This is a genomic window from Alcaligenes sp. MMA, assembly GCF_020907215.1.
Taxonomy (GTDB): domain Bacteria; phylum Pseudomonadota; class Gammaproteobacteria; order Burkholderiales; family Burkholderiaceae_B; genus Alcaligenes; species Alcaligenes aquatilis.
Map to the genome: position 1 here is coordinate 577,298 of NZ_JAJJPP010000001.1, position 24,829 is coordinate 602,126.

Sequence of the window (24,829 nt, forward strand, 5' to 3'; positions counted from 1 at the left end):
ACATGAAAGTAGCAGTTCTGGGCAGCGGCATTATTGGGGTATCAACTGCCTGGTGGCTTAGCCAGCAAGGTTGTGAGGTGGTGGTCGTGGAGCGGGGAACCGGCCCTGCGCAGGAAACCTCGCGTGCCAATGGCGGCCAGATTTCGGTGTCGTATGCCGAGCCCTGGGCCAACCCGAAAATGCCGTTCAAACTGCTGAAGTGGTTGTTGCAGGACGATGCTCCCTTGTTATTCCGTCCGCGTCTGGATCTGCGCCAGTGGCGCTGGTGCCTGTCGTTCATGCGTGAATGCCTGCCTGGACGGGTTACGCCCAATGTGCGCGCCCTGGTGGCCATGGCGGAATACAGCCGCAGCACACTCAAGCAATTGCGTCCTAGCCTGGATTTTGATTACCGCCATCAGGAAAAAGGCATCATCACTTTTTACCGTGATGCTCAAAGCCTGGATGATTCTCAGCAGATGGCCGATATCATGCGCGATATGGGGGTGGATCGCCGCATCATGAGCGTGGACGAGCTGGTGCAGTTAGAGCCTGCTCTGGCGTCGGCCCGTGGCCAGATTGTGGGTGGCGACTATACCAAGGATGATGAATCCGGTGATGCCAACCAATTTACCTGCGGTTTGGCGGCCATGGCCAAGCGAGCCGGGGTGGAGTTTCGCTTTTCTACACAAATCACCCGTTTGCTGACGGCCAAGGGGCGTGTGGTAGGTGTTGAGGTCATTGGCCCGGACGGTACGTACGAGTCCATACAGGCAGACGCCTTTGTGGTGGCCATGGGTAGCTTCAGTCCCACCGTCTTGCAGCCGCTGGGGATTTCCTGCTCCGTTTACCCGGCTAAAGGCTATTCGGCTACCTTTCCGGTACTGGTTCCCGAGGGGGCGCCCACGGTCAGCCTGACCGATAAAGATCACAAACTTGTTTTTTCCCGCTTAGGCGATAGCCTGCGGGTCGCTGGAACTGCAGAGTTGTCGGGCTATTCGCGCAATTTGAACCCCGCCCGCTGTCAGGCTTTGTTAACGCATGTAGCGGATCTGTTCCCAAGCGCATTGGATTTTGATAATGTTCATTTCTGGTCAGGACTGCGTCCTGCCACAGCATCAAATATCCCACTGATAGGCCGCTCTTCCATACCTAACCTGTACCTGAATACCGGGCATGGCACCCTGGGGTGGACGATGGGTGTAGGCTCTGGCCGAGCCCTGGCAGACCTGCTCATGGGACACAAACCCGAACCTGAATTTCCTTTTTTATCATGAAGGATGTATGAAAAATCTACGCGGATTACTGTTGAAACGGGGTGTTATGGCTTTGGCGATGGCAGCGGGTGGCTCAGCCGCTTTGCTGTTCGGGTCGACTGCCCTGGCAGCCGTTGATATTCAGGTCTGGACCGCTTTGAACTCGCACAATCAGGACGAGTTTGAACGCTTGGTTCGGGATTTCAATCGTAGCCAGAGCGATGTCAAGGTGTCGGTCAAGGCTCATGATACGGAAGCTTCTTTAGAACAGGTTTTGCAAGCGGGCAAGGATTTGCCCAATCTGGTGCAATTAGGCGAGATGTCCGGTCTGGACGAGGTCGCTGATCGCCCCTACATCATGCCTATGCACACCTTGCTGGCTCGGGAAAAAATGGATAATGTGTCCTGGTTCCTGGCCTCGAACTCCTTTGTGCGCAATGGCCGCGGTCAATTGCAAGGCTTCCCTTATATGGCCGAAATTCCGGTCATGTACTACAACCTGGACGCGTTTGATAAAGCCAAGATCGAGCCTGCGGTGCCCAGCCGTGTCTGGCTGGATTTGCAGGCCCAGCTCGTCGATCTGGCCAATAAAGGCTCGCGCCGTTGTCCCTTGACTTCGGATCAGTCTGTCTCCATCAACCTGGAGAACCTGGCAGCGGTGAATAACCAGATTTACGGTCTGGCACCGGGTCCCAAGGTGAAAGGCAAAGTGGGCTTTGACTTTGATGTGATGTACATCCGTCACCTGTCCATGATGATCAGTTGGGTGAAATCCGAGCTGATGGTCAAGCCCGGCACATTGCCAGAATCGCCCCAGCGCTTTGCCAAGGGCGAATGTGCCGTCATGTTCTCGAACTCCGGCCATATTGGTGAATACAGCGACACGCGTGGCTTGAAGTACGCAGTGACTGGTCTGCCTTACTATCCTGAAGTGACCCAAACTCCTGGTAAACCGTTTGTGACCGGATCGGCGCTGTGGGCGGTAAAAGGCCATAATGCCGAACAGAATCAGGCTTCGGCCCGTTTCATCAGCTGGTTGGCTCAGCCTGAGAACGCCGCACGTTGGTACCAGAAGACAGGTTTTTTACCGGTGAGCCGCGAAGCCTTTAATGCCACAGGCAACGACTACTACAAGGACAAGGGCGACTGGATGCACCTGGTGGGAGCCTACAGCAGCGGTACGTCGGGCACAGCCAAGGGCAATTTCCGTAACTACCGTCAGATTCGTGCCGTGTTCAATCAGAGCCTGGAAAGTGCGCTGGATGGGCAGCAACCTGCCATGACGGCATTGCGTACTGCCGCCACGCAAGCTAATCGTTTGGTGGCACAGAGAGGACGCTGATTTATCTGTGCGTACAAGCCGATCTAGCGGCTTGAGCAAGCATCCTTGAAGATAGACCCCATGCCCTTGACGGGACATGGGGTTTTTTCTTTGGGTGTTTGTAATGCGTTTTCTTGTCCGTTTCTGCATCGTGCTGATCTGTGCGCTTGGGCTGTCTGCCTGTCAGTCCAGTCAGGGGCCGGATGGTCTGTTGGCCGATCCGGGTGCGCGCGTCTTCAATTTTGATTGGCGCTTATCCGGCGACCCCAAAGTGGGGCCTATGCAGGTCTTTGATAACGGGACGCGCATTTGGCTGCATTTTGCACCAGATCAGATTTTGCCAGCGGTGTTTGGCCGCAGGGACGGACAGGAAGTGCTGCTGTCGCTACGACCTTCGGGGCAGTTTCAGTTAGTCGATGGCTTGTGGGCGGAGCTGGTGTTTCGTGCAGGCAGGGCGCAGGCACAGGCCAGTCTGCGGCGCAAGAGTAGCCAGAGTGAAGGCTCTGCCTTGTCAGGGGCAGAGGAATCGGATGTTTTAGCCCAGCCTTTGCTTGTAGGAGATCCCTTGAAACCGAGCTCTGTGGGGGCGGTACAAGTGCTGGAGCTGGAACCAGGGCCCGCGCCCGCACAGTTGGTGCAACGGGTTGCCTTTCAAGCCAGCTCGGATATGTGGGCGGTCAATCTCCCGAACCCTGATTCCACTGTTTTTGAACTGCGTTTGAAAGATCGGACGCTAAGGCAGGCGTTAATGCGTTGGGCCAAACAAGCGAAATGGGTTTTTGCGCCGGAACATTGGACTTTGGAGGTGGATTTTCCTGTCAAGGCTGCCGCCAGCTTTAAGGGGAACTTTGAGTCTGCGGTGGTCCAATTGCTGACGGCGGCACAACTGAACGCCCATTCTTTGCAGGCCTGTTTTTATTCCAATCAGGTGCTGCGTGTTCTGGCCAGTCCGCAACCCTGCGACCCGAGTGTGCAGCAGCAGGAGCGGTCATGAATCACCTCTTTTTGCTGCTTTTGGTTTTGTTGTCGGGCTGTGCTTTGGAAACAGCGGAGCATCACCTTGACCCGCCGTGGCTGGACGATGCTGTTTTTTTTGGCAAGTTAGACCTGCCTACAGATGCACTGGCCCAGTCTGTTGATAGACCTTGGCTGTTGGGCGCTGCTGTGCCCATCCAGCAAGCCGCTGACTCACCAGACCTGATGAGTTCCAGACAGACATTCAGCTTTTCCTTGGAAACGCCTTTACCTGGTCTGGATGAACTGGCGCGCCGCTTGTCTTTTTTGTCGGATCTGACGGTATCCATCAGCCCGGAGGCGCGACTGCCTTTGGCGCTTTTCTTGCCGCGACTCAGTGTGGGGGATCAGTTGGACGTGCCGCCCCAATATGGCAGCCTGGTTTTTGAGCAATTACGCTTGCCGGAGTTGCTCAATCAAGTCAGCGCGGTATACAGCATTCGGTGGCGCTATCGGGCAGGACGTATCGAGTTATATCGCACGGAAACGCGTCACTTTGCCTTACCGCTGATCAAAGCTGTGAATGCTGCTTATTTGGATAAACCTGCAGCTAATGCCTTCGAGTCCGCTGTGACGTCTGTGCAGACTGAAACGCCAAGTCTGGAAAACGCCGCCCATGTTTATCTGCAAGACACGGCACAAGCTTTTCTATCTCGCGCTGGAAGGGTCCAGGTGCTTGGGGTGCCGCCCCATGCTTTGTTGGTGACTGATACACCGGAACGCTTGGAGGCATTGGGTTCAGCGTTGAAGCACCAGCCTGAATTGTGGTATTTCGAGAGTGCGCGAGCTAGCCGCTCTGTGGGTAGCGGCGGGAGAGAGAAATGAATGCTTCCACAGCCAAGTGTGAGTATTGGTTTGGTTTGCAATGGGCACGTCACGGACAGGACACGCGCTGGACTCACACTCGGAATTCGACACAATCGCATTGGGCTTGTTTCTTGGAAGGGCAGGCAGCAGGACAAGCAATAGGCTGGGTACAAAACCGGTGGCTCTATTCCAAACGGACACACTCGATATTGCGATTGGTTCAAGAGGGGCCAACACGGGTAAAACGCAGGCATATGCGGGCTTATTCGGCGGCTGCGTGTCTGGCTGTGCATCACCCTGATGAAGCGGTTTTTCTTTTATGGGCCGTGGCTCCCGGCCTGCTGTGGTTCCTGGCATTGGAGCAGGGTTTAGTTGTGGAAGGCAGCGATTGTGTGCTGACACAGGTCGGGCAGGTGCAGGCCTTGCGACAGGCAATGCAGGAACGCTATCCCGCCATACGTGAACTGCGGCAACCCAATGATGTATGGGTGTGCCTGGAGCAGGGTAGACGAGCGCAGGCTTGTATGCAGCGTCAAGGCGGCAGAGAGCTTTGGCGTCCCAGTAAGGTCCCTCTTCGCTTGCTTGTTGCGCCGTTGCTGGTGGTGCTGGCTCTGGCAGGCGTTTTGTCTGCCGACTCTCGTGGGGTGGGGGCTGAACGACAGCTTGCTGGCAAAGGGGTTCTTGAGCAGGGTAATACATTGCCGCTATCTAGTGCGCAGACTGTTCTGGATCTGATTGAGGAGCTGCCGGCACAAGGAGCGGGCTGGCGCTTGCAAGAGGTGGACTGCCGTCGTCGCGTGGCTTCTTGGGACTGTCATGCACGCTATGGGTTTGAAGATGTACAAAGCTTTAGTTTAGCCATGCAGCGTCAAACTCGCGCTCCGAACATGCTGGCGCTGACAGGGGCAGGGCAGGCTGAATTGCATGTGCAACGCACTTATATGCCTAAGGAGCAACAGCGCCCATCGCCACAAGGTCAGGGAACGCTGCCTGTTGAGTCATCAGCCAACCTGATTGCCGAATTGAAGGCTTTGCAGCCCGCATTTATGCGTTTTTCGCTTGCCCGGGCACAGGCGCACCACCAATCTCAGTATTCAGGGCAAGTTCAAACCGGTAATCAGGTGAACACACAGCTGCAAGCAAAGGCTGGGGAGCAGACACAGGCTCTGATCCAAGCCAAGGAGTCTCGGCGCACCAGAGATCAATCAGAACCAGATGCCTGGCGTCGTACTTGGAGCAGTCAGTCTCCTTTGCGTTCAGCCTACCTGCTCGCCGCACACTTGCCTCAGTTGCAGTGGGACAGGTTGAGCTTGTCAGTGAGTCCGCAGTCTTATCCCTCGCTGCTGGGCAGCGTTTTTATCGTGGAGCTGGAAGGCTATGTTGATGAGTGGGCAGGTTCGGGCAAGGAGGAACGCGCGCAGGTATTTGAGCATTCTGTTTGGCGGAGCGCTGATACTTAGCTTGCCAGCTCAAGCAACTGAAGCCATGGTTTCGGTCGTGCGCGATATGTTGCTGCTGGAGGCCGAGCAGGCGCGAAAGAACATGGTCTCATGTTCCAGGCCATTAGAGGGGCAGGAGGGGGCGGGTTTGGCTCAACCGGACGTGGACAAGAGCAGATCGAGCAAAGCTATTCCTGGATTAAAACTGAAAGCTGTCTATGGGCGGGATACGCGCTTGCTGGCTGAGGTGCAGCATGGGCAGCGCCTGCTCCTGTTTCAGCAAGGACAGTTATGGCCGATAGGGCGCGAGCGAGATAGGCAAATGCGCCTCTTGTCTTTAGATAGTCGCTGTATTGAGCTTGAAATAGGGCTGCCCCGGGAACATGCTGAAAGCCAAAGCCAAAGCCAAAGCCAAAGCCAAAGCCAAAGCCACAGTCGGGGACAGGCTCAGGTTTTGAATCTGTCAACCGCCTCGGATCAGGCTCAGCAGTCGCAGCCGGAAGTTCAATCCATAAAACTCTGTTTGCCTTCCTGAGGCCGGGGGGATGCGTCTAGCCAAACTCGGGCTTTCAAAGTCACCATGATTCAGTTTGCCAGCCCGTATATCCTTGAGCCTGTATGTCATTGACTCCCCAAGGTCAGGAGCCCGTCAAGTCGCAAATCTGGCGCGTCTCCCCACAGTCCTTGAGAAAGAAAAAACCCCGACGTGATTTTCATCAGATCGGGGTTGAAAGTGACCACGGAGCTTGTCGCTCGGTCAGGCTTGAGCCTTGTTCTGCATTAGTCGCGGGTACCGCTCCAAGCGGCAATGGCAGCACGCTCTTCGTCGGTCATTTGCGTCATGTTGCCCAGGGGCATGTACTTGGAGTGCACCACGGTTTTCACCTGTTCGGCGTGCAGCACCGTGTTGTCGATGGTATCGAGCAACATGCCGGCAGGGGCAGCCGTAAAGCCGAAGTCGGCATTGGGTTTGGCCGCGTGGCACTGAACACATCGGGCATCCATGATTTCCTGGATGCGTGCAACGTTGACGGTTTCTGCGCCGTTAGCGGCTGCGGGAGCACTGGCAACGTCACCTTTCAGGCTGGCAGGTGCCGCGAGGTAACCCACGATCAGCAGCAGCACAACACCGGCAGCCGGGTAGGCAGGCTTTTTGATGCCAGCGTGCATCAGCACGAAGTATTGACGGATCAGGGCGCCGGCAAAGATGAACAGCACCATGATGATCCACGCATTGGGGTTGTTATACGTGAACGAGTAGTGGTTGCTCAGCATCAGCAGCAGAACGGGCAGCGTGAAGTAGGTATTGTGTACCGAACGCTGTTTGCCGCGCTTGCCATCCAGAGGGTTGGGGGCTTGACCGGCTTTCAGTGCCTTGACCATGCGGCGTTGGCCGGGAATGATCCAGAAGAACACGTTGGCCGACATGCTGGTGGCCATGACAGCGCCAGTCAGCAAGAAAGCAGCACGACCCGAGAAGATGTGCGCGCTCAGGTAAGCCACGACCACCATCATGATGGCCACGGCCACGCTCAGCAGACCGTCGCGGTTCATGTTGGGGCTGATCAAGCGGCACAGGCCGTTATAGACCACCCAGCCCAGTACCAGGAAGGCAATAGCCATGACGTTGGCTTGGGTGCCGGTCATTTGAGCCGCCCATTCCCAGGGGCTGTTGGGGTTGACCAGATAGAACTCGGGCTTGGTCAGGTAGAGCAGGGCGAACAGGAAGAAACCGGACAACCAGGTGGTGTAGGACTTCCAGAAAGACCAGTGCAGGTCATCGGGCAGCTCAGCCGGGTTGGTCAGGTATTTCTGGTTGTGATAGAAGCCGCCGCCGTGGACAGCCCACATCTCGCCAAACACGCCGCGTTTCTTGCTTTCTTCGCCTTTAGGCGGTTTCAGGCCGTTGTCCAGCATCACAAAGTAGATGGACTCGCCGATCCAGGCGACGGCCGCAATTACGTGCAACCAGCGCAGCAGCAGGTTGCCGTACTCAAGTAGGTAAGCGTACATAAAGATCTCGTATCAGAGTGGTTTCGTATAGAAGCGAAAAGTCGACTTGGATACGCGATCAGCTGCCGCGATAGGTGGACCAGGACCAGGGGGTCACGACCAGAGGTACGTGGTAATTGGCATTGGCATCAGCGATACCAAAGCGAATGCCGACCTGATTCACAAAGCGTGGCTCGGGCAGAGTCACACCGCTGGCGGCAAAGTAGTCACCTGCATGAAACACCAGTTCAAAAACGCCCGTGTGCATGGCCTCGCCTTGCAGCAGGGGCTCATCACAGCGACCGTCGCTATTGGTGTGAGTGGTTTTGATCAGAGTACGTTGATCGTTTTCGATGGAATAAAGATCGACGCGCACGCCGCTGGCTGGGCGTCCTTGAGTCGTGTCAAGGACATGGGTTGATAGCTTTCCCATAAATGTCTCCGGTTTATGGTGATCAAAAAAGGTCCAGCGAGCCCAGTTTTGAGAACCGGCCGGGGGCCAACGGTGCAAGGATCAGTGCGCTGGGTTGAGGCCCCGAAACTGTCGCTCTGTTTGAGGAATCAGATTGTCGACAATTTATGTTGACGATTTTGTCGGGGTACCGAATAATTGTCAATAGTCAATAACGAGAAATTCTATGCTTCAGATACGGCGGCAAGAGGGGATGAGCAGTGAATCCCAAGCGCCCAGCGCCTCCTCGCTGCTAGAGGGAGGCATGGCAGATAGCGAGGTCGGGCGTGTTTATAGCCAGATCTTTGATGCGGTCGTTGACCGCCGTCTTTTGCCTGGAACCAAACTGACGGAAGCCACGCTATGCACGATTTTCGAGTGTTCGCGGGCGACCGTTCGTGCGGCGCTGGCTGCCCTCGAACACGACAAGATTGTGGTCATTGAACCCAATCGGGGTGCTTTTGTCTGGAAGCCGACGGCCAAGCAAACACGGGACGTGTTTGAACTGCGGCGTGATCTGGAAGCCTTGATTCTGCAAAAACTGATCAGCTACCCGGATCTGCCGGAGCGTTTGGCTGGCCTGTATGAAATGGTGGAACGTGAACAGCACGCTTTTGAAAATGGCGACCGCATCAGCTGGTTGCGCCTGTCCAATGCGTTTCATGTGATGCTGGCGCGCTGCGCTGGCAATGATGAACTGACCGAGTTGATGCACACCTTGTGCGCCCGCACCACGCTCATCATTGCGTATCACGATACACCGGGCGAACAGGCGTGTTCGTTTTACGAGCACAAAGAGATTTTGGACAAGCTTAGTCAGGGCGATGCCGAAGGCGCGCATCTGGCTATGCATCATCACTTAAGTGATTGTGAACATCGCATGAGCGAAGCGGGTGATGGCAATGCTGCCGATCCTTGGCTGGCCCTCAGCGTAAAACGCTAAACGGAGACGGTATGTCCTTGAGCAAGTACCCTCGTGACCTGGTCGGTTACGGTAAAAACGTGCCCCATGCACAATGGCCTGATCGGGCGCGCATTGCGGTGCAGTTTGTCTTGAACTATGAAGAAGGCGGCGAGAATTGCGTCCTGCACGGTGACCCGGGCTCTGAGCAGTTTTTGTCTGAAATTATTGGTGCAGCCGCTTACCCGGACCGTCACTTATCCATGGAGTCCATTTACGAATACGGCTCGCGTGCTGGTGTCTGGCGGATTCTGAACGAGTTTGAAAAGCGTGGCCTGCCCATGACCGTGTTTGGGGTGGGCATGGCGCTGGAGCGTCATCCCGAGCTGGCTCAGGAATTCGTGCGCCTGGGTCATGAGATCGCTTGCCATGGCTACCGCTGGATTCACTACCAGAACGTGTCCGAAGAAGTCGAGCGCGAGCATATGCGCCAGTGCGTGAAAGTGCTGACGGACTTGCTGGGCCACCATCCCGAAGGCTGGTACACCGGCCGCGATAGCCCAAATACATTGCGTCTGGTGGCTGAAGAGGGCCAGTTCCTGTATAGCTCCGACTACTACGGTGACGATTTGCCTTTCTGGGCCGAGGTTCAGCTCAGCGACAATACTGTCAAGCCTCAGTTGATCGTGCCTTACACCCTGGACAGCAATGATATGCGCTTTGCGGCTCCTCAGGGCTTTAACACTGGCGATCATTTCTTCTCCTACCTGAAAGACGCGTTTGATGTGCTTTACGAGGAAGGTGAAGAGGCTCCCAAGATGCTGTCCATCGGTTTGCATTGCCGTCTGATCGGCCGTCCTGGCCGTTTCCGCGCCTTGCAGCGTTTCCTGGATTACGTGCAATCGCATGAGCGTGTCTGGGTGTGCCGTCGTGTGGACATTGCTCGCCACTGGGCCGAGCATCATCCCTATCAGCCCAAGGCCTGATCGGGGCAGGGCCAGGGTTCATGCCTCCTGGCCCATCAAGACAACATCCTGAATCTGAGCAGGGTGCATTCACATTCCGACTCGCCAGGGTCGGAATTGTTGTTTCTGCCCGCTGAAAACAGTACTATCTGACGCTTACGCAGCCGCTCGTAAAGGGAGTGTGGCGTCCGGGCTTCTCACTGCTATGCCGGGGCGGCAGGTGTTGTGCCAGCGCAGCGCGCGCATGGGCTGCAAGGCTGATCGTCTTATAATAGGCAGTTAAATTTTCCATCGCGTTGCATGTAATGAAAACCTCAGAAATTCGTCAGAAGTTTCTTTCTTTTTTTGAATCCAAGGGACACCACATCGTTTCCTCGGCTTCCTTGGTTCCAGGGAATGACCCTACCTTGCTGTTCACGAATGCAGGGATGGTGCAGTTCAAAGACGTGTTCACGGGTAAAGAGACCCGCCCCTACAAGCGTGCGACCAGTTCTCAGCGCTGTGTTCGTGCCGGTGGTAAACACAATGACCTGGAAAACGTGGGCTACACCGCCCGCCACCACACCTTTTTTGAAATGCTGGGCAACTTCAGCTTTGGCGATTACTTCAAGCAAGACGCTATTCGCTATGCCTGGGAACTGCTGACGACGGTTTACCAACTGCCTGCAGAAAAACTCTGGGTCACCGTCTACCAGGAAGACGATGAGGCCTACGATATCTGGGCCTCGGAAATTGGTGTGCCCAAAGAGCGCATCATCCGCATCGGCGACAAGGGCGGCGTGCGTTACAACTCGGACAACTTCTGGCAGATGGCCGATACCGGCCCCTGTGGACCTTGTTCGGAAATTTTCTACGACCACGGCGCCGACGTCTGGGGAGGCCCTCCCGGATCGCCTGAAGAGGACGGCGACCGCTACATCGAAGTATGGAACCTGGTGTTCATGCAGTTCGAGCGTTCCGCCGACGGCACCATGACACCGCTGCCCAAGCCTTGTGTGGATACAGGGATGGGGCTGGAGCGTATTTCGGCTGTGCTGCAGCACGTGCACTCCAACTACGAAATTGATCTGTTCCAATCCTTGATTCAAGCCGCCGCGCGCGAAACCAAGACCAGCGACTTGAGCAATAACTCGCTCAAGGTAATTGCGGACCACATCCGTGCTTGTAGCTTCTTGATCATTGATGGGGTCATCCCCAGCAATGAAGGCCGTGGCTATGTGCTGCGCCGTATTATTCGCCGTGCCCTGCGTCACGGCCACAAGCTGGGTCAGAAGGGCTTGTTCTTCTACCGTTTGGTGCAAGACTTGGGCCAGACCATGGGCGAAGCCTACCCCGAGCTGATTAGCCAGCGCGAGCGTATCGAACAAGTGCTGCGCCAGGAAGAAGAGCGTTTCAGCGAAACGCTGGAAAACGGCATGCGTATTCTGGAAGGCGCTTTGGCCAACCTGCCAGAGAATGCCAAGCTGGACGGCCAGACGCTGTTCACCTTGTACGACACCTACGGTTTCCCTGTGGATTTGACCGCCGACATCTGCCGCGAGCGTGGCATCGAGGTCGATCTGGACGGTTTTGAAGTCGCCATGGAAAACCAGCGTCAGATGGCACGCGCTTCGGGCAAATTCAAAACCGCCGAAGGCCTGAGCTACTCCGGTGTGCAGACCCGTTTTGATGGTTACACCACCCTGGAAGGTAGCGGCACGGTTACCGCCTTGTATGTGGATGGCACCTCTGTGCAATCCGTGACCCAAGGTCAGCAAGCGGTAGTGGTTCTGGATGCCACTCCTTTCTACGCCGAGTCCGGTGGTCAGGTAGGGGATGCCGGTATCCTGAGCGATGCCGAGGGCTTGTCCTTTGAGGTGCAGGATACCCAAAAGATTTCCAATCAGGTGTTCGGTCATCAAGGTGTTCTGAACGCTGGCACGCTGACCGTGGGCCAGACTGTTCAAGCCCAGGTGGATACCGAGCGTCGTGAGCGTGTGATCCGTAACCACTCGGCCACGCACTTGATGCACAAGGCCTTGCGTCAGGTGCTGGGTGGCCACGTTCAACAACGTGGCTCCCTGGTAGACGCTGACAAGACCCGTTTTGACTTTGCTCACGATGCCGCCATGACGGCCGAGCAAATCGCTCAGGTCGAAGCCATTGTGAACGAGCAGGTTCTGGCTAACCAGGCCGTGCAAGCCCAGCTGATGTCCTTTGACGACGCCGTCAGCGGCGGTGCCATGGCTTTGTTTGGTGAAAAGTACGGCGACGAAGTGCGTGTACTGGATATTGGTTTCTCGCGCGAGCTGTGCGGTGGTACGCACGTTCAGCGTACGGGCGATATCGGCTTGTTCAAGATTGTCTCGGAAGGTGGCGTAGCCGCTGGTGTGCGCCGTGTTGAGGCCATCACCGGCACCAACAGCCTGCACTGGGTGCAAGCCCAGGAACGTCTGCTGAACGATGCCTCTGCCAGCCTGCGTACCCAACCAGAAGGTTTGGTTGCCCGTATCAGTGCCTTGCAAGCTCAGATCAAGGATCTGGAGCGCGAGCGCGAACAAATGCAATCCAAGCTGGCGGCTTCGGCCGGCCAGGACTTGTTGGCCCAAGCCGTACCCTTGAATGACAGCAGTCGTCTGCTGGTGGCCACGCTGCAAGGCGTGGAAGCCAAAGCCCTGCGCGAAATGGCCGATCAGTTGAAGAACAAGCTGCAGTCTGCCGTGATTTTGCTGTCCATCGTGGCCGACGGCAAGGTCAGTCTGGTGGCGGGCGTGACACCTGACCTGACCGCCAAGGTCAAGGCCGGTGATCTGGTGGGTTTTGTGGCCTCGCAAATGGGCGGCAAGGGTGGTGGTCGTCCTGATATGGCCATGGGCGGCGGTACCGATGCCAGCGTCCTGCCTCAGGCCAATGCCTCGGTGCAGGCCTGGGTACAAAGCAAGTTAGGTGCGTAATGACGATGTTCGAGACCGGCGCTTTGCCCAATAGCGATCTGCAGGTGGATGCAAGCGGGCTGAAATGCCCCTTGCCTATCTTGCGTGCCAAGAAAGCCTTGGCGCAGTTGGAGTCTGGGCAAGTGTTGCAGGTCATTACAACCGATCAGCACGCTATTCAAGATTTTCAGGCTTTTTGTCGCCAAACTGGCAATGAACTGTTGGCTCAAGACCAGCAAGCTGAAAAAACTCTGCATTTTTTACGCCGTCGGTAAGCTGACGGCGGTAGAATACTGTTTTGTCTGTTGCGTATCTAGCACTGAATCTGCTATCTTAGCGTGTTACTTTTGGCATACGTGCCAGAATAGTGCTAGAATTTTTTGTTTACCTTACACAATAAAGGGATTATCAATGGTGGTAATTCGCTTGGCCCGTGGTGGCTCCAAAAAGCGTCCTTTTTACAACGTAGTAGCCGCCGAGGCGAGCCAACGCCGTGATGGTCGCTTCATCGAACGTCTGGGTTTTTACAACCCCGTTGCTGGCGAAGGTCATGAAAACCTGCGTCTGCAAATGGACCGCGTTAAGCACTTCACCGACAACGGTGCTCAGGTTTCGCCTGCTGTGGCTCGCCTGTTGAAAGAATACTCGGCTAAGGTTGCTTCGGCTGCCTAAGTTGATTCACCTGTTTTTTTAGTGGTGTTAGTGTGAAGCAACCAGCGATTCCTGCTGACCTTGTTGAGCTTGGACGCATTGTTTCCGCTTATGGCGTACGTGGTTGGGTCAAAATCCAGCCGCACTCCATGCAAACCAAAGCGCTGCTGAATGTAAAAACGTGGTGGTTAAAAACGCCCCGGCCTGAATCTCAGGCGGGCGTTTTTGCGTCTGCGTCACCCAGACAAGTGCAAACCGCAAAGCAACATGGGGCAACCATCGTGGCGCAGTTTGAAGGTCTGGATAATCGAGAGCTGGCTCAAGCTCTTAAGGGGCATACCGTTTGGGTATCCCGTGCCGCTTTTCCCAAAGCGGACGAAGACGAATTTTATTGGGTCGATCTGATCGGCTGCCGCTTTTTTGGCGAGCAGGACGGCCAAGCTGAAAGCTTAGGCGAAGTGGTAGAGGTGCTGGATAACGGCGCGCATTCCATTTTGGTCGTGCATCGTGGCTCCTGGGATGCCGAGGGTGTCTTTACACCTGAAAAGGACGAACAGGGTAGGCCACAAGAAGAGCTGGTTCCCTTTGTGCAAGCCATTGTGCATACGGTGGATATGTCCGCCCGCGAGTTGCACAGCCACTGGGCGATCTGATCGTTTCAATCCTGTGCGCCTGTAGTGCTTTGGCTTGACTGGCCGGGTTTATAACGCGTATCTGCTTTTTCTCTTGCCGAGTCCTCATGCGATTTGATGCCCTGACCCTGTTCCCGGACATGTTTGATGTGGTCAGCCAGGCTGGTGTCACCGGCCGTGCGCACAAGCAGGGCATCTGGCAGATGCGGACCTGGAATCCGCGCGACTACACTACCGATGTGCACCGCACAGTGGATGACCGCCCTTACGGAGGTGGTCCTGGTATGGTCATGCTGGCTGATCCCTTGAACGACGCTTTGGATCAGGCTCTGGCTGACCGTGGCGATAAGCCGGAAGTGATTTTACTTAGCCCTACAGGGCGACGCTTTAATCAGGCTGTGGCTCAGGAGCTGGCTCAAGGCCCCGGCGCGGTTCTGGTTTGTGGTCGCTACGAAGGGATAGATCAACGCTTTATTGATGCACGCGTCACCCAGGAGCTTTCTTTGGGTGATTTTGTGCTGTCTGGCGGTGAAATCGCGTCGCTGGCGATTATCGACAGCGTGGTCCGCCTCTTGCCCGGCGTGTTAAATGATGCCGATTCGGCTCGTCAGGATTCTTTCCATGCCGACAATAGTGGCTTGTTGGACAGCCCTCATTACACGCGTCCCGAGGTTTATCGCGATCAGGCTGTGCCTGAGGTCTTGATGTCCGGTCATCATGGTCGCATCCAGGCATGGAGGCGTGAGCAGTCTTTGCGTTTGACCGCCTTGCGGCGCCCGGAGTTGATCGAACAGGCCCGTCAGCGTGGTGAGCTTAACAAGGCAGATGAGCGTTTCCTGGCCTCGCTTGATGACGGGGGAGTGTCATAAGCGGCTTGGGGTGGGTATGACATTGGGCAAGTAATCTGATGGTGTGCTGCCTAGGGTGGCCCATGAGGGGGTTATGAGTAAAGTTGAGCAACAAAATCGCCAGTCCTGGAATGCGGCAACACTTGCCCATAATAGTCATAAAGGGGATCAGGCTCAGTTCTTTCGCCGTGGTGGTTCTACTTTGTTTCCAGAGGAGCTGGAGCTGCTAGGTGAACTCAAGGGGCGCTCACTGCTGCATTTGCAATGCAATTGCGGGCAGGATAGTTTGAGTTTGGCCACGCTTGGGGCACTAGTGACTGGGGTTGATATCGCCGATGAAGCGATTTCCTTTGCGACGGCTCTGTCTCGAGATACGGGTATTCCGGCTGCGTTTCATCGCGAAGACGTGGTGCAGTGGTTAAGGAAGGCTGCCAGTCAGGGGCTGCAATACGATATTGTATTCAGTAGCTATGGTGTCTTGTGTTGGTTGCCGGATTTAAGGGCGTGGGCGCAGGGCGTCGCTTCTGTTTTGAGGCCTGGAGGGCGTTTGGTGCTGGTGGAGTTCCACCCCTTTGCGCTTTGCTTTGATGAGCACTGGGCGCTGAAATACGATTATTTCAATACCCAGCCCATGGTGTTCCCGGAAGGGGTGGGTGATTACGTAGCGGAATCAGGCGAAGGGTTGCTGCTTTCAGGCAAAACTGAAGGTGTGCAGGAGTTTGAGAACCCGCATCCCAGTGTGGAGTTTAGTTGGGGCTTGGCTAAACTGATTGGTGTCTTGCTGGAAGCCGGTTTGCGTTTGCGAAAATTGGAAGAGTATCCGTATTCAAATGGCTGGAAGGGTTTTAAGCAGATGCATGAGGGCCCGGGGCGGCGAATGTATGCACCCGTAGGCCAGGCTGGCGTCCCTTTGATGTATGGTCTTGAGGCAAGTCGGGACTGAGCACGCCATTGTTGGGCACGGTTGTGCCATGATGCAGCCAATCTGGGCTATCTATCCTGCTTCGTCATAAAAGCACCCCAAAGGTTGGATGGGCATCCAATCTTTGGGGTGTCGTTTATTGCAGCCAGTTTTTTTGTGCTGGGAGGCCGTTAGTTCAGGCGAGCAAATTGCTGCTGGACTTTAGCCAGGGTTTCGCCAAACTGAATGACGCGCTGTCGTTCCTGTTCCACTACGGCTGCTGGGGCACGCTCCACAAAACTGGCGTTGCCCAGTTTGGCTTCGGCCTTGCTGATTTCGCCTTGCAGGCGTTCAATTTCCTTGGACAGGCGGATACGCTCCGCTTCCACGTCAATCTCTACGTGCAGCATCAGTTGCGTGGTGCCGATCACTTGTACCGGTGCGCCTGCATCGGTAGGCAGTTGATCGACAATTTCCACGCTTTCCAGCTTGCCCAGCGCAGCCAGATACGGGCTGTTGGCTTTTAGGGTTTCGGCATTGCCTTGGGCAATCAGCGGTACGCGCTGAGCGGGCGAAATGTTCATTTCGCCACGCAGGGCACGGATGGCGTCCACTTGGGCTTTCAGTTCGGCAACCTGGGCCACGGCCTGCTCATCAACCGCGGCGGGGTTGGCAATGGGGTAGGGCTGGACCGAAATGCTGGTGGTTTCGTCAGCGGCATGTTTGCCAGCCACCACCGAGACCTTCTGCCACAGTTCTTCCGTGATGAAGGGGATGATAGGGTGCGCTACGCGCAGCACCACTTCCAGTACGCGGATCAGGGTGCGGCGGGTGCCCAGTTGCTGCTCGGGCGTGCCGTTCTGGATCTGGGTCTTGGCCAGCTCCAGGTACCAGTCGCAGTACTCGTCCCATACAAAGTGGTAGATGGCATTGGCGACGTTGTCGAAACGGTAGTCGGCAAAACCGCGCTCGGCGTCCTGTTCCAGGCCTTGCAACAGGCTGATGATCCAGCGATCAGCAAAGCTCAGTTCGGCGGGTGCGTCGGTGTGCAGCTCATGACCTTCGGTGTTCATCAACACAAAGCGGGTGGCGTTCCACAGCTTGTTGCAGAAGTTGCGGTAGCCTTCGCAACGCTTCATGTCGAAGTTGATATTGCGGCCCAGAGTGGCGTAGGCGGCCATGGTAAAGCGCAGTGCGTCCGTGCCGAAGGCGGGGATGCCGTCGGGGTAGTCTTTCTTGGTGCGTTTGGTAATGCTTTGTGCCTGCTTGGGGTTCATCAGGCCAAACGTGCGTTTGTGGATCAGGCTTTCCAGATCGATGCCGTCGATCAAATCCACAGGGTCAATGGTATTACCCTTGGATTTGCTCATCTTCTTGCCTTCCATATCGCACACCAGTCCGTGAACGTAGACGGTGTTGAATGGAACGCGGCCGGTCAGGTGCATGCTCATCATGACCATGCGGGCAACCCAGAAGAAAATAATGTCGAAACCAGTGACCAGCACGCTGGAGGGCAGGTAACGGGCCAGATCTGGAGTTTCTTCAGGCCATCCCAGATCGGTAAAGGGCACCAGGGCGGAGGAGAACCAGGTATCCAGCACGTCTTCGTCGCGGCGCAGTGGGCCGGTCACGCCAGCGGCGCGGGCTTGTTCCAGAGCTTCTTCTTCGGAACGGGCGACAAACAGGCTACCGTCTTCGGCGTACCAGGCGGGAATTTGGTGGCCCCACCACAACTGACGGGAAATGCACCAATCCTGAATATTGTTCAGCCACTGGTTATAGGTGTTGGACCAGTTGTCGGGGTAGAAGCGCACACGGCCATCGGCCACCACATCCAGGGCAACCTGGGTGATGCTCTTGCCGGGGTGCAGTGAATCTTCCGGAGCGGGCTTGCTCATGGCTACAAACCACTGGTCAGTCAGCATGGGTTCAATGACTGTATTGGTGCGGTCGCCACGTGGCACCATCAGCTTGTGTGGCTTGACGGCCTGTAGCAGGCCCTGGGCTTCTAGGTCGGCCACGATTTGCTTGCGCGCGGCAAAGCGCTCCAGGCCTTGATAGGCTTCGGGAGCGGTGTCGGCAATGTGGGCATCCAGTGTCAGGATGCTGATCATTTCCAGGCCGTGGCGTTGGCCAACAGCATAGTCATTGAAGTCGTGAGCAGGGGTCACCTTCACGACACCGGTGCCGAAGGCTGGGTCTACATAATCGTCCGCAATGATCGGGATGGAGCGGCCGACCAGGGGCAGGGTAACGGTCTGGCCGATCAGGCCGATATAGCGCTCGTCTTCAGGGTGCACCATCAGGGCAACGTCGCCCAGCATGGTCTCCGGACGGGTGGTGGCCACCGTCAGGTGGGTCAGATCACCCTGGGGTGTAGTCAGCGGGTAGCGGATTTCCCACAGATGACCGTCTTCTTCCTCGCTGACCACTTCCAGGTCGGATACGGCGGTGCCCAGTACGGGGTCCCAGTTCACCAGGCGCTTACCACGGTAAATCAGACCTTGTTCGTACAGGCGGACAAAGGTTTCCAGCACGCCACGGGACAGGTTGTCGTCCATGGTGAAGTATTCGCGGCTCCAGTCACAGGACGCGCCCAGGCGGCGAAACTGGCTGGTAATGGTGTTGCCGGATTTCTCTTTCCACTCCCAGACTTTTTCCAGGAATTTCTCGCGACCCAGGTCGTGGCGGCTGATGTTCTGGGCATCGAGCTGGCGCTCCACAATGATCTGGGTGGCAATCCCGGCGTGGTCGGTGCCAGGAATGTAGACCGTATCGTCGCCTTTCATGCGGTGGTAGCGCGTCAGGCCATCCATGATGGTCTGGTTAAAGGCGTGGCCCATGTGCAAAGTCCCGGTGACGTTCGGTGGTGGGGACTGAATGACAAAGGGTTCGGACTGATGATCACCCAAGGGCTGGACGTGCTGGCCTCCCTTGAAAAGGTCGGCTTGCTCCCAGCGCGCGTACCAGCGCGTTTCGATTTCCTGGGGTTCAAAGCTCTTGGATAATTGCTCGTCGGAGGTCGTTGCGGATGAGTTGGTCATGGTGATGCGGTCTGCCTGCCCCTTTTGGCACGTTCGGTGCCAGATAGGGCGGGACTAATCCTGGGTAAAAAACGAATGTAAGATGCACTATTTTAAGATGTGGCCGTGCGTCTTTGGCGTGGTAAAATGCCGGGTTGCCGTAAATCTGATGAAAGTGCTTGTTTTCATTAAAAAATTTAGCGCGAACCGTCGGATCTGCATTTTGCTTTACGCAGCAAAGACTACACTATATTGTTCTTATTTGGATTTTCACATGGCTATTGAACGCACTCTGTCCATTATCAAGCCCGACGCTGTTGCTAAAAACGTGATCGGTCAGATTATTTCCCGCTTTGAAGGCGCTGGCCTGAAAGTGATCGCTGGTCGCCTGGTTCACCTGTCCCGTGGCGAAGCCGAGCGCTTCTACGGCGTGCACGCCGAGCGTCCTTTCTTCAAGGATCTGGTCGACTTCATGGTTTCCGGTCCTGTATTCGTACAAGTTCTGGAAGGTGAAGGCGCCATTGCCAAGAACCGCGAATTGATGGGCGCTACCGACCCCAAGAAAGCTGACGCTGGCACCATCCGCGCTGACTTCGCTGAGAGCATCGACGCCAACGCTGTTCACGGTTCCGACGCTCCTGAAACTGCTGCTGTCGAAATCGCTTTCTTCTTCCCAGAGTGCAACGTTTACAGCCGTTAATTGGCTAAACCGCGCAGTACCGGCGGCACTCTGATCAAGACTTGCCCGGCCCACTGGAACTCTGGTGTGCCGGGTAAGTCCTACAAGAAGAGGCTTTTTTGCATTTCTGCAAAAAATGAGTCGCCAGACCGCGTGAAGGTATTATTTTTATGTCATCGCTCGAACCTACCAATATTCTGGGCCTGGGCCCGGAGCAACTTGTTGAACTGGTTGCCCAATGGGGCGGCAAGCCTTTCCGTGCGCGCCAATTGCAGCGCTGGATACACCAGCGTCAACAGGACGATTTTGGGCAGATGACAGATCTGGCGCGCGAGTTCCGCGAGCAGCTGAGCGCCAATTGCGTTGTCACCGCGCCCAGCATGTCGCACGAACACATTTCTACCGACGGCACTCGTAAATGGCTGTTTGATGTAGGCAGCAATAACGCCGTCGAAGCGGTTTTCATTCCCGAGGATGATCGGGGCACCCTGTGCATTTCCAGTCAGGCTGGTTGTACCGTGGCCTGTCCATTTTGTTCCACGGGTTACCAGGGTTTCAACCGCAACCTGACAAGCTCTGAAATCATTGGTCAGCTTTGGTTTGCCCGCCGCGCTTTGCTGGGTGCGCCTGAAACGGCCCGCATCGGGGAAGCTGAACAAACCAGTACGCGCGTCATCAGCAATGTGGTCATGATGGGCATGGGCGAGCCCTTGCTTAATTATGATCAGGTGCTCGGTGCCTTGCGCCTGATGCTGGACGATAATGCCTACGGTCTGTCGCGCCGTCGCGTGACGGTATCCACCTCCGGTGTGGTACCCATGATGGATCGTTTGGCCAAAGATTGCCCGGTGGCTCTGGCTGTGTCGCTGCATGCGCCCAATGATGCGTTGCGCGACCGTCTGGTGCCGCTGAACAAGAAGTATCCGCTGGCCGAGCTTCTGGATGCCTGTAATCGCTATCTGGAGCATGCCCCGCGTGACTTCATTACCTTTGAATACATCATGTTGGACGGCATCAACGATACCGACCAACATGCGCAGGAATTGCTGGATATCGCGCGCATTGTGCGCTGCAAATTTAATCTGATCCCTTTTAATCCTTTTCCGCAGTCCGGTCTGAAGCGCTCCTCTGCCGCACGGGTCAAACAGTTTGCCCAAAGGCTGATGGATGGCGGAGTGGTCACTACCGTACGAAAGACGCGTGGCGACGATATTGCGGCTGCTTGCGGGCAGTTGGCGGGTGATATTCGTGATCGCACCCGTATCGAGCAGCGTTTGCCTGATCGGGCCGTCATTCAAATCAAACAGGAACGTGCATGAGCGAGACTCTGGATCCTACCAAGCAATCGGCGCCGGAAGCGGGCTCAGGTGTGGGTCCCACACTCCGTGAGTTGCGTCTGGCGCAATCGTGTACGCTGAACGAAGCCTCCACCCGCCTGAAGTTTTCGGTTCGGCAACTGGAGGCTCTGGAGGCTCAGGAGTGGAGTCAGTTGCCCGGGGGGCAGCCCTTGCGTGGCATGGTGCGCAATTATGCGCGCTTTCTCGAGACTGATGTCTCGGCAGTGCTGGTCATGCTGGAATCTCAGGTCAGTGATACCGCAGCCCCCAAGCCCGTACCGCGTGATCATTCCGGTTCGGGGCTGGCCAGTACGGATTTGGGCCTATATGCCGAATCACGCGGTGGTTCAGGCTGGATCTGGATTCTAATCATTATTGTTTTGTTGTTGGTAGCCGGTTTTTACGCCATTGATCGGGGCTGGGTTCCTGATCAATGGTTGGTGTTTGATTGGCTTAAGGATTTGAAGAAATGACGCAGGGTCCCGGAACTCCCTCTGCTTGCCAGCCCTTGCCGGTTGGTGCTCAACCCAAACGGGTGACGCGCACGGTGGATGTGCGCTGGGGCGATCATGTCGTGAAACTGGGGGGCTCGGCTCCTGTCGTGGTGCAGTCCATGACCAATACGGATACGGTCGATGCCATTGCAACGGCCATCCAGGTCAAGGAGTTGGCGCGTGCGGGTTCCGAGCTGGTGCGTATTACCGTCAATACCCCGGAAGCTGCGCGAGAAGTGCCGGCGATCCGTGAGCAATTGGACCGCATGGGTGTCAATGTTCCCTTGGTGGGGGACTTTCATTACAACGGGCACAAGCTGCTGGCCGACTTTCCGGAATGCGCACAAGCCTTGTCCAAGTACCGGATCAATCCGGGCAATATGGGCGGAGGCAAGCGTCGGGACGATAACTTTGCCAAGATGATTGAAATCGCCTGCCGTTACGACAAGGCCGTGCGTATCGGTGTGAACTGGGGCAGCCTGGATCACGAGCTGATGGCCCGCATGATGGACGAGAACAATCAACGCGCACACCCTTGGACGGCGCAAGCTGTCATGCGTGATGCCCTGGTGTTTTCGGCCATCAGCAATGCCCAGCGTGCCGAAGAGCTGGGTCTGGACGGCAAGCGTATCGTGCTGTCTTGCAAGGTCAGCCATGTGCAGGATTTGATTACGGTTTATCAGGATTTGTCCGCGCGTTGCGATTACGCCCTGCATCTGGGTTTGACCGAAGCGGGGATGGGCAGCAAGGGTATTGTGGCTTCCACCGCCGCCTTGTCCGTCTTGTTGCAGCAAGGCATTGGTGACACCATTCGTATTTCCCTGACGCCCGAACCCGGTGGCGATCGTGCCCGTGAAGTGGTGGTGGCTCAGGAAATTTTGCAGACCATGGGTTTGCGTGCCTTCACCCCTATGGTGGTGGCGTGTCCGGGTTGTGGTCGCACCAGCAGTACGGTGTTCCAGGAGCTGGCCAACGATATTCAAGGCTATTTGCGTGACCAGATGCCCGTCTGGAAAGATCTGTATCCCGGCGTGGAAACCATGAACGTCGCGGTGATGGGCTGTGTGGTCAATGGTCCAGGGGAAAGCCGCCACGCCGATATCGGCATCAGCTTGCCGGGAACCGGGGAAGTGCCCTCGGCACCCGTCTATGTGGATGGCGAGCGGGTGGTGACCCTGAAGGGTGATACTATCGCTCAAGAATTTCAGACCATTGTCCAGAATTACGTTGAGCGCCGCTATGGCAAGGCTCCAACGGTTTGATCAACACGCTTGTCAGTCTATGGCGAGCAAACCATTAGAATTATGACGCAGCAGTTTCAAAAGCTCCGCGCCCTGACGGGCATGAAAGACACCTTACCGGGTGAAAGCGCACAGTGGGAAGCCCTGGAGGCTCTGGTGCGGGACTGGTTGGCCAGCTATGGCTATCGCAATATGCGTACCCCCGTGCTGGAACATACCCAGTTGTTTGCCCGTGGTATTGGCGAGGTCACCGACATTGTCGAGAAGGAAATGTATTCCTTCACCGACTCGCTCAATGGCGACAAGCTCACCATGCGCCCCGAATTTACGGCGGGCATGGTGCGCGCCACTATCGAACATAATCTCTTGTACGATCGCCCTCATCGTGTTTATGCAATGGGGCCGGTGTTCCGTCATGAGCGCCCGCAGCGTGGCCGCTACCGTCAGTTCCATCAGATTGATGTGGAGGCCTTGGGTCTGCCCGGGCCGGATGTGGATGCCGAGCTGATCGTCATGCTGGCCCGTTTGTGGAAGAAGCTGGGTTTGACGGACATTCGTCTGGAGCTGAACTCCCTGGGGCAGGCGCAAGAGCGTGCCGCCCACCGTGCGGCCTTGATCGAACACCTGGAAGCCCACAAGGATGTGCTGGACGAAGAGGCCCAGCGCCGCATGTATACCAATCCCTTGCGCGTGCTGGATACCAAAAATCCGGCCATGCAGGAAATGGCCAATGCAGCTCCACGCCTGTTCGACTTCCTGGGTGAAGAGTCCCGTGCGCATTTTCAGGGCGTGTGCGAGCGTCTGGACGATGCCGGCATTGCCTACACACTGAACCCGCGCCTGGTGCGTGGTCTGGACTACTACAACTTGACTGTGTTCGAGTGGGTAACGGATCGCCTGGGTGCACAAGGTACGGTGTGCGGTGGTGGCCGTTATGATGGCCTGATCGAATTGATGGGTGGCAAGCCTTCGCCTGCCGTGGGTTTCGCCATTGGCATGGAGCGTTTGCTGGATCTGTGCTCGCAAGATGGCGAGCAGCCAGCCATTCCTGAATGTCAGGTTTATATGGTTCACCAAGGCGAGGCTGCCCAGCGCAAGGCCTCACTGTTGGCCGAGCAATTGCGTGATGCCGGTTTGCAGGTGATCGTCCATGCAGGCTCCAGTGGCTTCAAGTCCCAGTTCAAACGGGCTGATGCCAGTGGCGCGCAGGCCGCCGTTATTTTGGGTGACGATGAACTCCAAAAAGAACAGGCCAGTGTGAAATGGTTGCGTGCTGCGGATGGCGCCGAGCAGCAACAGTCTGTTGATTTTTCTGAACTCGCCAGTGTTTTGTCAGCAAGGATTTGAGCATGGCCTACGATCTTGAAGAACAGGAAAAACTAGATGCCATGCGAGCATGGTGGGACCGCTGGGGCACCTTGTGCATTGTGCTGGCGTTTGCCGCGTTGGCTGCGGTAGCGGGCTGGCGCGGTTGGCAGTGGTACCAGGGCCATCAGGCAGGTCAGGCCATGGGTTACTTTGAGGCGCTGGAAAGTGCTGCTGCCCAGACCGGCGAAGAGGCTGATGCCCGCGTGCTGGCTGCCAGCACGACCTTGCGTAACGATTTTCCCAAATCTGGCTACACCTCTCGCGGTGTTCTGCTGGCTGCCCAGGCCTTGCAGCAACGCGGCAATCTGACGCCTGCTCGAGAGCAACTGGAGTGGATGGTCAAAACCAACCACGACCCCGCGCTGACCCCGCTGGCACGTCTGCGTCTGGCCGGTATCTTGCTGGAACAAAAGAATTATGACGAAGCGCTGGCTCAACTGGCAAATCCTCCTGCCAGCTTTGCCGGTCTGTTTGCGGATCGCAAAGGCGATATTCTGGCCGCTCAAGGACAGAACGATGCAGCGCGCGACGCCTGGAAACAGGCCGTGGAGTTGCTCAAGCAAGACCCTATTTCGCAGTTGGTCCAGATCAAACTTGATGCCCTGGCAGGAGCTTAAC

Annotated in this window: 23 protein-coding genes; 20 read left to right on the forward strand and 3 right to left on the reverse strand. The window is 56.3% G+C overall.

Annotated features, from left to right (window positions below; genetic code table 11):
• Nucleotides 1-2: 2 nt before the first annotated feature.
• From LNA76_RS02575 to LNA76_RS02600, 6 genes are all read left to right on the forward strand, one after another.
• Complete coding sequence (locus LNA76_RS02575; RefSeq protein WP_230017828.1) at nt 3-1,256, forward strand: D-amino acid dehydrogenase; 1,254 nt, start codon at nt 3-5, stop codon at nt 1,254-1,256.
• 7 nt (nt 1,257-1,263) lie between these two features.
• Nucleotides 1,264-2,577: an extracellular solute-binding protein gene (locus tag LNA76_RS02580; protein ID WP_094197073.1), complete on the forward strand. Its 1,314-nt coding sequence runs from the start codon at nt 1,264-1,266 to the stop codon at nt 2,575-2,577.
• 103 nt (nt 2,578-2,680) lie between these two features.
• Nucleotides 2,681-3,550 carry a TcpQ domain-containing protein gene (locus LNA76_RS02585; protein WP_230017829.1) on the forward strand — a complete coding sequence of 290 codons (870 nt, stop codon included), beginning with the start codon at nt 2,681-2,683 and terminating at the stop codon, nt 3,548-3,550.
• Nucleotides 3,547-4,395, forward strand: a complete 849-nt coding sequence (locus LNA76_RS02590) for a hypothetical protein (protein ID WP_230017830.1) — start codon at nt 3,547-3,549, stop codon at nt 4,393-4,395. Before LNA76_RS02585 ends, LNA76_RS02590 begins: the two co-directional genes overlap by 4 nt.
• A gap of 236 nt (nt 4,396-4,631) precedes the next feature.
• A complete protein-coding gene (locus tag LNA76_RS02595) occupies nt 4,632-5,837 on the forward strand; it encodes a hypothetical protein (RefSeq protein WP_230017832.1) in 1,206 nt (401 codons plus the stop codon).
• A 25-nt stretch (nt 5,838-5,862) separates the two neighbouring features.
• Nucleotides 5,863-6,351: a hypothetical protein gene (locus tag LNA76_RS02600; RefSeq protein WP_230017834.1), complete on the forward strand. Its 489-nt coding sequence runs from the start codon at nt 5,863-5,865 to the stop codon at nt 6,349-6,351.
• A gap of 245 nt (nt 6,352-6,596) precedes the next feature.
• On the opposite strand, the gene LNA76_RS02605 is transcribed toward LNA76_RS02600, so the two are convergent.
• The gene (locus LNA76_RS02605) at nt 6,597-7,829 is read right to left on the reverse strand and encodes a urate hydroxylase PuuD (protein ID WP_230017835.1); all 1,233 of its coding nucleotides are present in this window, start codon (nt 7,827-7,829) and stop codon (nt 6,597-6,599) included.
• 58 nt (nt 7,830-7,887) lie between these two features.
• Nucleotides 7,888-8,241, reverse strand: a complete 354-nt coding sequence (gene uraH / locus LNA76_RS02610) for a hydroxyisourate hydrolase (RefSeq protein ID WP_108727658.1) — start codon at nt 8,239-8,241, stop codon at nt 7,888-7,890.
• A gap of 205 nt (nt 8,242-8,446) precedes the next feature.
• Here uraH and LNA76_RS02615 point away from each other — a divergent pair, with 205 nt between their 5' ends.
• From LNA76_RS02615 to LNA76_RS02650, 8 genes are all read left to right on the forward strand, one after another.
• The gene (locus LNA76_RS02615; protein WP_230017836.1) at nt 8,447-9,202 is read left to right on the forward strand and encodes a GntR family transcriptional regulator; all 756 of its coding nucleotides are present in this window, start codon (nt 8,447-8,449) and stop codon (nt 9,200-9,202) included.
• 11 nt (nt 9,203-9,213) lie between these two features.
• Nucleotides 9,214-10,146 (forward strand): allantoinase PuuE, encoded by a 933-nt coding sequence (puuE, locus tag LNA76_RS02620; protein ID WP_108727656.1) that lies wholly within the window; start codon nt 9,214-9,216, stop codon nt 10,144-10,146.
• A gap of 284 nt (nt 10,147-10,430) precedes the next feature.
• A complete protein-coding gene (gene alaS / locus LNA76_RS02625; protein WP_230017837.1) occupies nt 10,431-13,058 on the forward strand; it encodes an alanine--tRNA ligase in 2,628 nt (875 codons plus the stop codon).
• Complete coding sequence (locus LNA76_RS02630) at nt 13,058-13,312, forward strand: sulfurtransferase TusA family protein (RefSeq protein WP_108727654.1); 255 nt, start codon at nt 13,058-13,060, stop codon at nt 13,310-13,312. The genes alaS and LNA76_RS02630 overlap by 1 nt, the downstream gene beginning before the upstream one ends.
• Before the next feature lie 136 nt (nt 13,313-13,448).
• Nucleotides 13,449-13,709, forward strand: a complete 261-nt coding sequence (gene rpsP, locus LNA76_RS02635; protein WP_009455906.1) for a 30S ribosomal protein S16 — start codon at nt 13,449-13,451, stop codon at nt 13,707-13,709.
• A 32-nt stretch (nt 13,710-13,741) separates the two neighbouring features.
• Complete coding sequence (gene rimM / locus LNA76_RS02640; RefSeq protein ID WP_094197064.1) at nt 13,742-14,341, forward strand: ribosome maturation factor RimM; 600 nt, start codon at nt 13,742-13,744, stop codon at nt 14,339-14,341.
• An 86-nt stretch (nt 14,342-14,427) separates the two neighbouring features.
• Nucleotides 14,428-15,189 (forward strand): tRNA (guanosine(37)-N1)-methyltransferase TrmD, encoded by a 762-nt coding sequence (gene trmD / locus LNA76_RS02645; protein WP_108727653.1) that lies wholly within the window; start codon nt 14,428-14,430, stop codon nt 15,187-15,189.
• A gap of 73 nt (nt 15,190-15,262) precedes the next feature.
• Nucleotides 15,263-16,111: a class I SAM-dependent methyltransferase gene (locus LNA76_RS02650; RefSeq protein WP_230017838.1), complete on the forward strand. Its 849-nt coding sequence runs from the start codon at nt 15,263-15,265 to the stop codon at nt 16,109-16,111.
• Between the two features lie 149 nt (nt 16,112-16,260).
• On the opposite strand, the gene LNA76_RS02655 is transcribed toward LNA76_RS02650, so the two are convergent.
• The gene (locus LNA76_RS02655) at nt 16,261-19,113 is read right to left on the reverse strand and encodes a valine--tRNA ligase (protein ID WP_230017839.1); all 2,853 of its coding nucleotides are present in this window, start codon (nt 19,111-19,113) and stop codon (nt 16,261-16,263) included.
• A gap of 253 nt (nt 19,114-19,366) precedes the next feature.
• Here LNA76_RS02655 and ndk point away from each other — a divergent pair, with 253 nt between their 5' ends.
• The 6 genes from ndk to LNA76_RS02685 all read left to right on the forward strand — a co-directional run bounded on the left by ndk (nt 19,367) and on the right by LNA76_RS02685 (nt 24,828).
• A complete protein-coding gene (gene ndk / locus LNA76_RS02660) occupies nt 19,367-19,792 on the forward strand; it encodes a nucleoside-diphosphate kinase (protein ID WP_009455885.1) in 426 nt (141 codons plus the stop codon).
• A gap of 149 nt (nt 19,793-19,941) precedes the next feature.
• Nucleotides 19,942-21,090 carry a 23S rRNA (adenine(2503)-C(2))-methyltransferase RlmN gene (gene rlmN, locus LNA76_RS02665; protein WP_094197060.1) on the forward strand — a complete coding sequence of 383 codons (1,149 nt, stop codon included), beginning with the start codon at nt 19,942-19,944 and terminating at the stop codon, nt 21,088-21,090.
• A complete protein-coding gene (locus tag LNA76_RS02670) occupies nt 21,087-21,581 on the forward strand; it encodes a helix-turn-helix domain-containing protein (protein WP_094197059.1) in 495 nt (164 codons plus the stop codon). The genes rlmN and LNA76_RS02670 overlap by 4 nt, the downstream gene beginning before the upstream one ends.
• Nucleotides 21,578-22,864, forward strand: a complete 1,287-nt coding sequence (gene ispG / locus LNA76_RS02675) for a flavodoxin-dependent (E)-4-hydroxy-3-methylbut-2-enyl-diphosphate synthase (protein ID WP_230017841.1) — start codon at nt 21,578-21,580, stop codon at nt 22,862-22,864. Before LNA76_RS02670 ends, ispG begins: the two co-directional genes overlap by 4 nt.
• A 42-nt stretch (nt 22,865-22,906) precedes the next feature.
• A complete protein-coding gene (gene hisS, locus LNA76_RS02680) occupies nt 22,907-24,190 on the forward strand; it encodes a histidine--tRNA ligase (protein ID WP_094197057.1) in 1,284 nt (427 codons plus the stop codon).
• A 2-nt stretch (nt 24,191-24,192) separates the two neighbouring features.
• Nucleotides 24,193-24,828 carry a YfgM family protein gene (locus LNA76_RS02685; protein WP_094197056.1) on the forward strand — a complete coding sequence of 212 codons (636 nt, stop codon included), beginning with the start codon at nt 24,193-24,195 and terminating at the stop codon, nt 24,826-24,828.
• The last annotated feature ends 1 nt before the right edge of the window (nt 24,829 follow it).

Coding starts and splice junctions, on each gene's coding strand:
- LNA76_RS02575 (WP_230017828.1), top strand. CDS start 3: ATGAAAGTAGCAGTTCTGGGCAGCGGCATTATTGGGGTATCAACTGCC.
- LNA76_RS02580 (WP_094197073.1), top strand. CDS start 1,264: ATGAAAAATCTACGCGGATTACTGTTGAAACGGGGTGTTATGGCTTTG.
- LNA76_RS02585 (WP_230017829.1), top strand. CDS start 2,681: ATGCGTTTTCTTGTCCGTTTCTGCATCGTGCTGATCTGTGCGCTTGGG.
- LNA76_RS02590 (WP_230017830.1), top strand. CDS start 3,547: ATGAATCACCTCTTTTTGCTGCTTTTGGTTTTGTTGTCGGGCTGTGCT.
- LNA76_RS02595 (WP_230017832.1), top strand. CDS start 4,632: ATGCGGGCTTATTCGGCGGCTGCGTGTCTGGCTGTGCATCACCCTGAT.
- LNA76_RS02600 (WP_230017834.1), top strand. CDS start 5,863: ATGGTTTCGGTCGTGCGCGATATGTTGCTGCTGGAGGCCGAGCAGGCG.
- LNA76_RS02605 (WP_230017835.1), bottom strand. CDS start 7,829: ATGTACGCTTACCTACTTGAGTACGGCAACCTGCTGCTGCGCTGGTTG.
- uraH (WP_108727658.1), bottom strand. CDS start 8,241: ATGGGAAAGCTATCAACCCATGTCCTTGACACGACTCAAGGACGCCCA.
- LNA76_RS02615 (WP_230017836.1), top strand. CDS start 8,447: ATGCTTCAGATACGGCGGCAAGAGGGGATGAGCAGTGAATCCCAAGCG.
- puuE (WP_108727656.1), top strand. CDS start 9,214: ATGTCCTTGAGCAAGTACCCTCGTGACCTGGTCGGTTACGGTAAAAAC.
- alaS (WP_230017837.1), top strand. CDS start 10,431: ATGAAAACCTCAGAAATTCGTCAGAAGTTTCTTTCTTTTTTTGAATCC.
- LNA76_RS02630 (WP_108727654.1), top strand. CDS start 13,058: ATGACGATGTTCGAGACCGGCGCTTTGCCCAATAGCGATCTGCAGGTG.
- rpsP (WP_009455906.1), top strand. CDS start 13,449: ATGGTGGTAATTCGCTTGGCCCGTGGTGGCTCCAAAAAGCGTCCTTTT.
- trmD (WP_108727653.1), top strand. CDS start 14,428: ATGCGATTTGATGCCCTGACCCTGTTCCCGGACATGTTTGATGTGGTC.
- LNA76_RS02650 (WP_230017838.1), top strand. CDS start 15,263: ATGAGTAAAGTTGAGCAACAAAATCGCCAGTCCTGGAATGCGGCAACA.
- LNA76_RS02655 (WP_230017839.1), bottom strand. CDS start 19,113: ATGACCAACTCATCCGCAACGACCTCCGACGAGCAATTATCCAAGAGC.
- ndk (WP_009455885.1), top strand. CDS start 19,367: ATGGCTATTGAACGCACTCTGTCCATTATCAAGCCCGACGCTGTTGCT.
- rlmN (WP_094197060.1), top strand. CDS start 19,942: ATGTCATCGCTCGAACCTACCAATATTCTGGGCCTGGGCCCGGAGCAA.
- LNA76_RS02670 (WP_094197059.1), top strand. CDS start 21,087: ATGAGCGAGACTCTGGATCCTACCAAGCAATCGGCGCCGGAAGCGGGC.
- ispG (WP_230017841.1), top strand. CDS start 21,578: ATGACGCAGGGTCCCGGAACTCCCTCTGCTTGCCAGCCCTTGCCGGTT.
- hisS (WP_094197057.1), top strand. CDS start 22,907: ATGACGCAGCAGTTTCAAAAGCTCCGCGCCCTGACGGGCATGAAAGAC.
- LNA76_RS02685 (WP_094197056.1), top strand. CDS start 24,193: ATGGCCTACGATCTTGAAGAACAGGAAAAACTAGATGCCATGCGAGCA.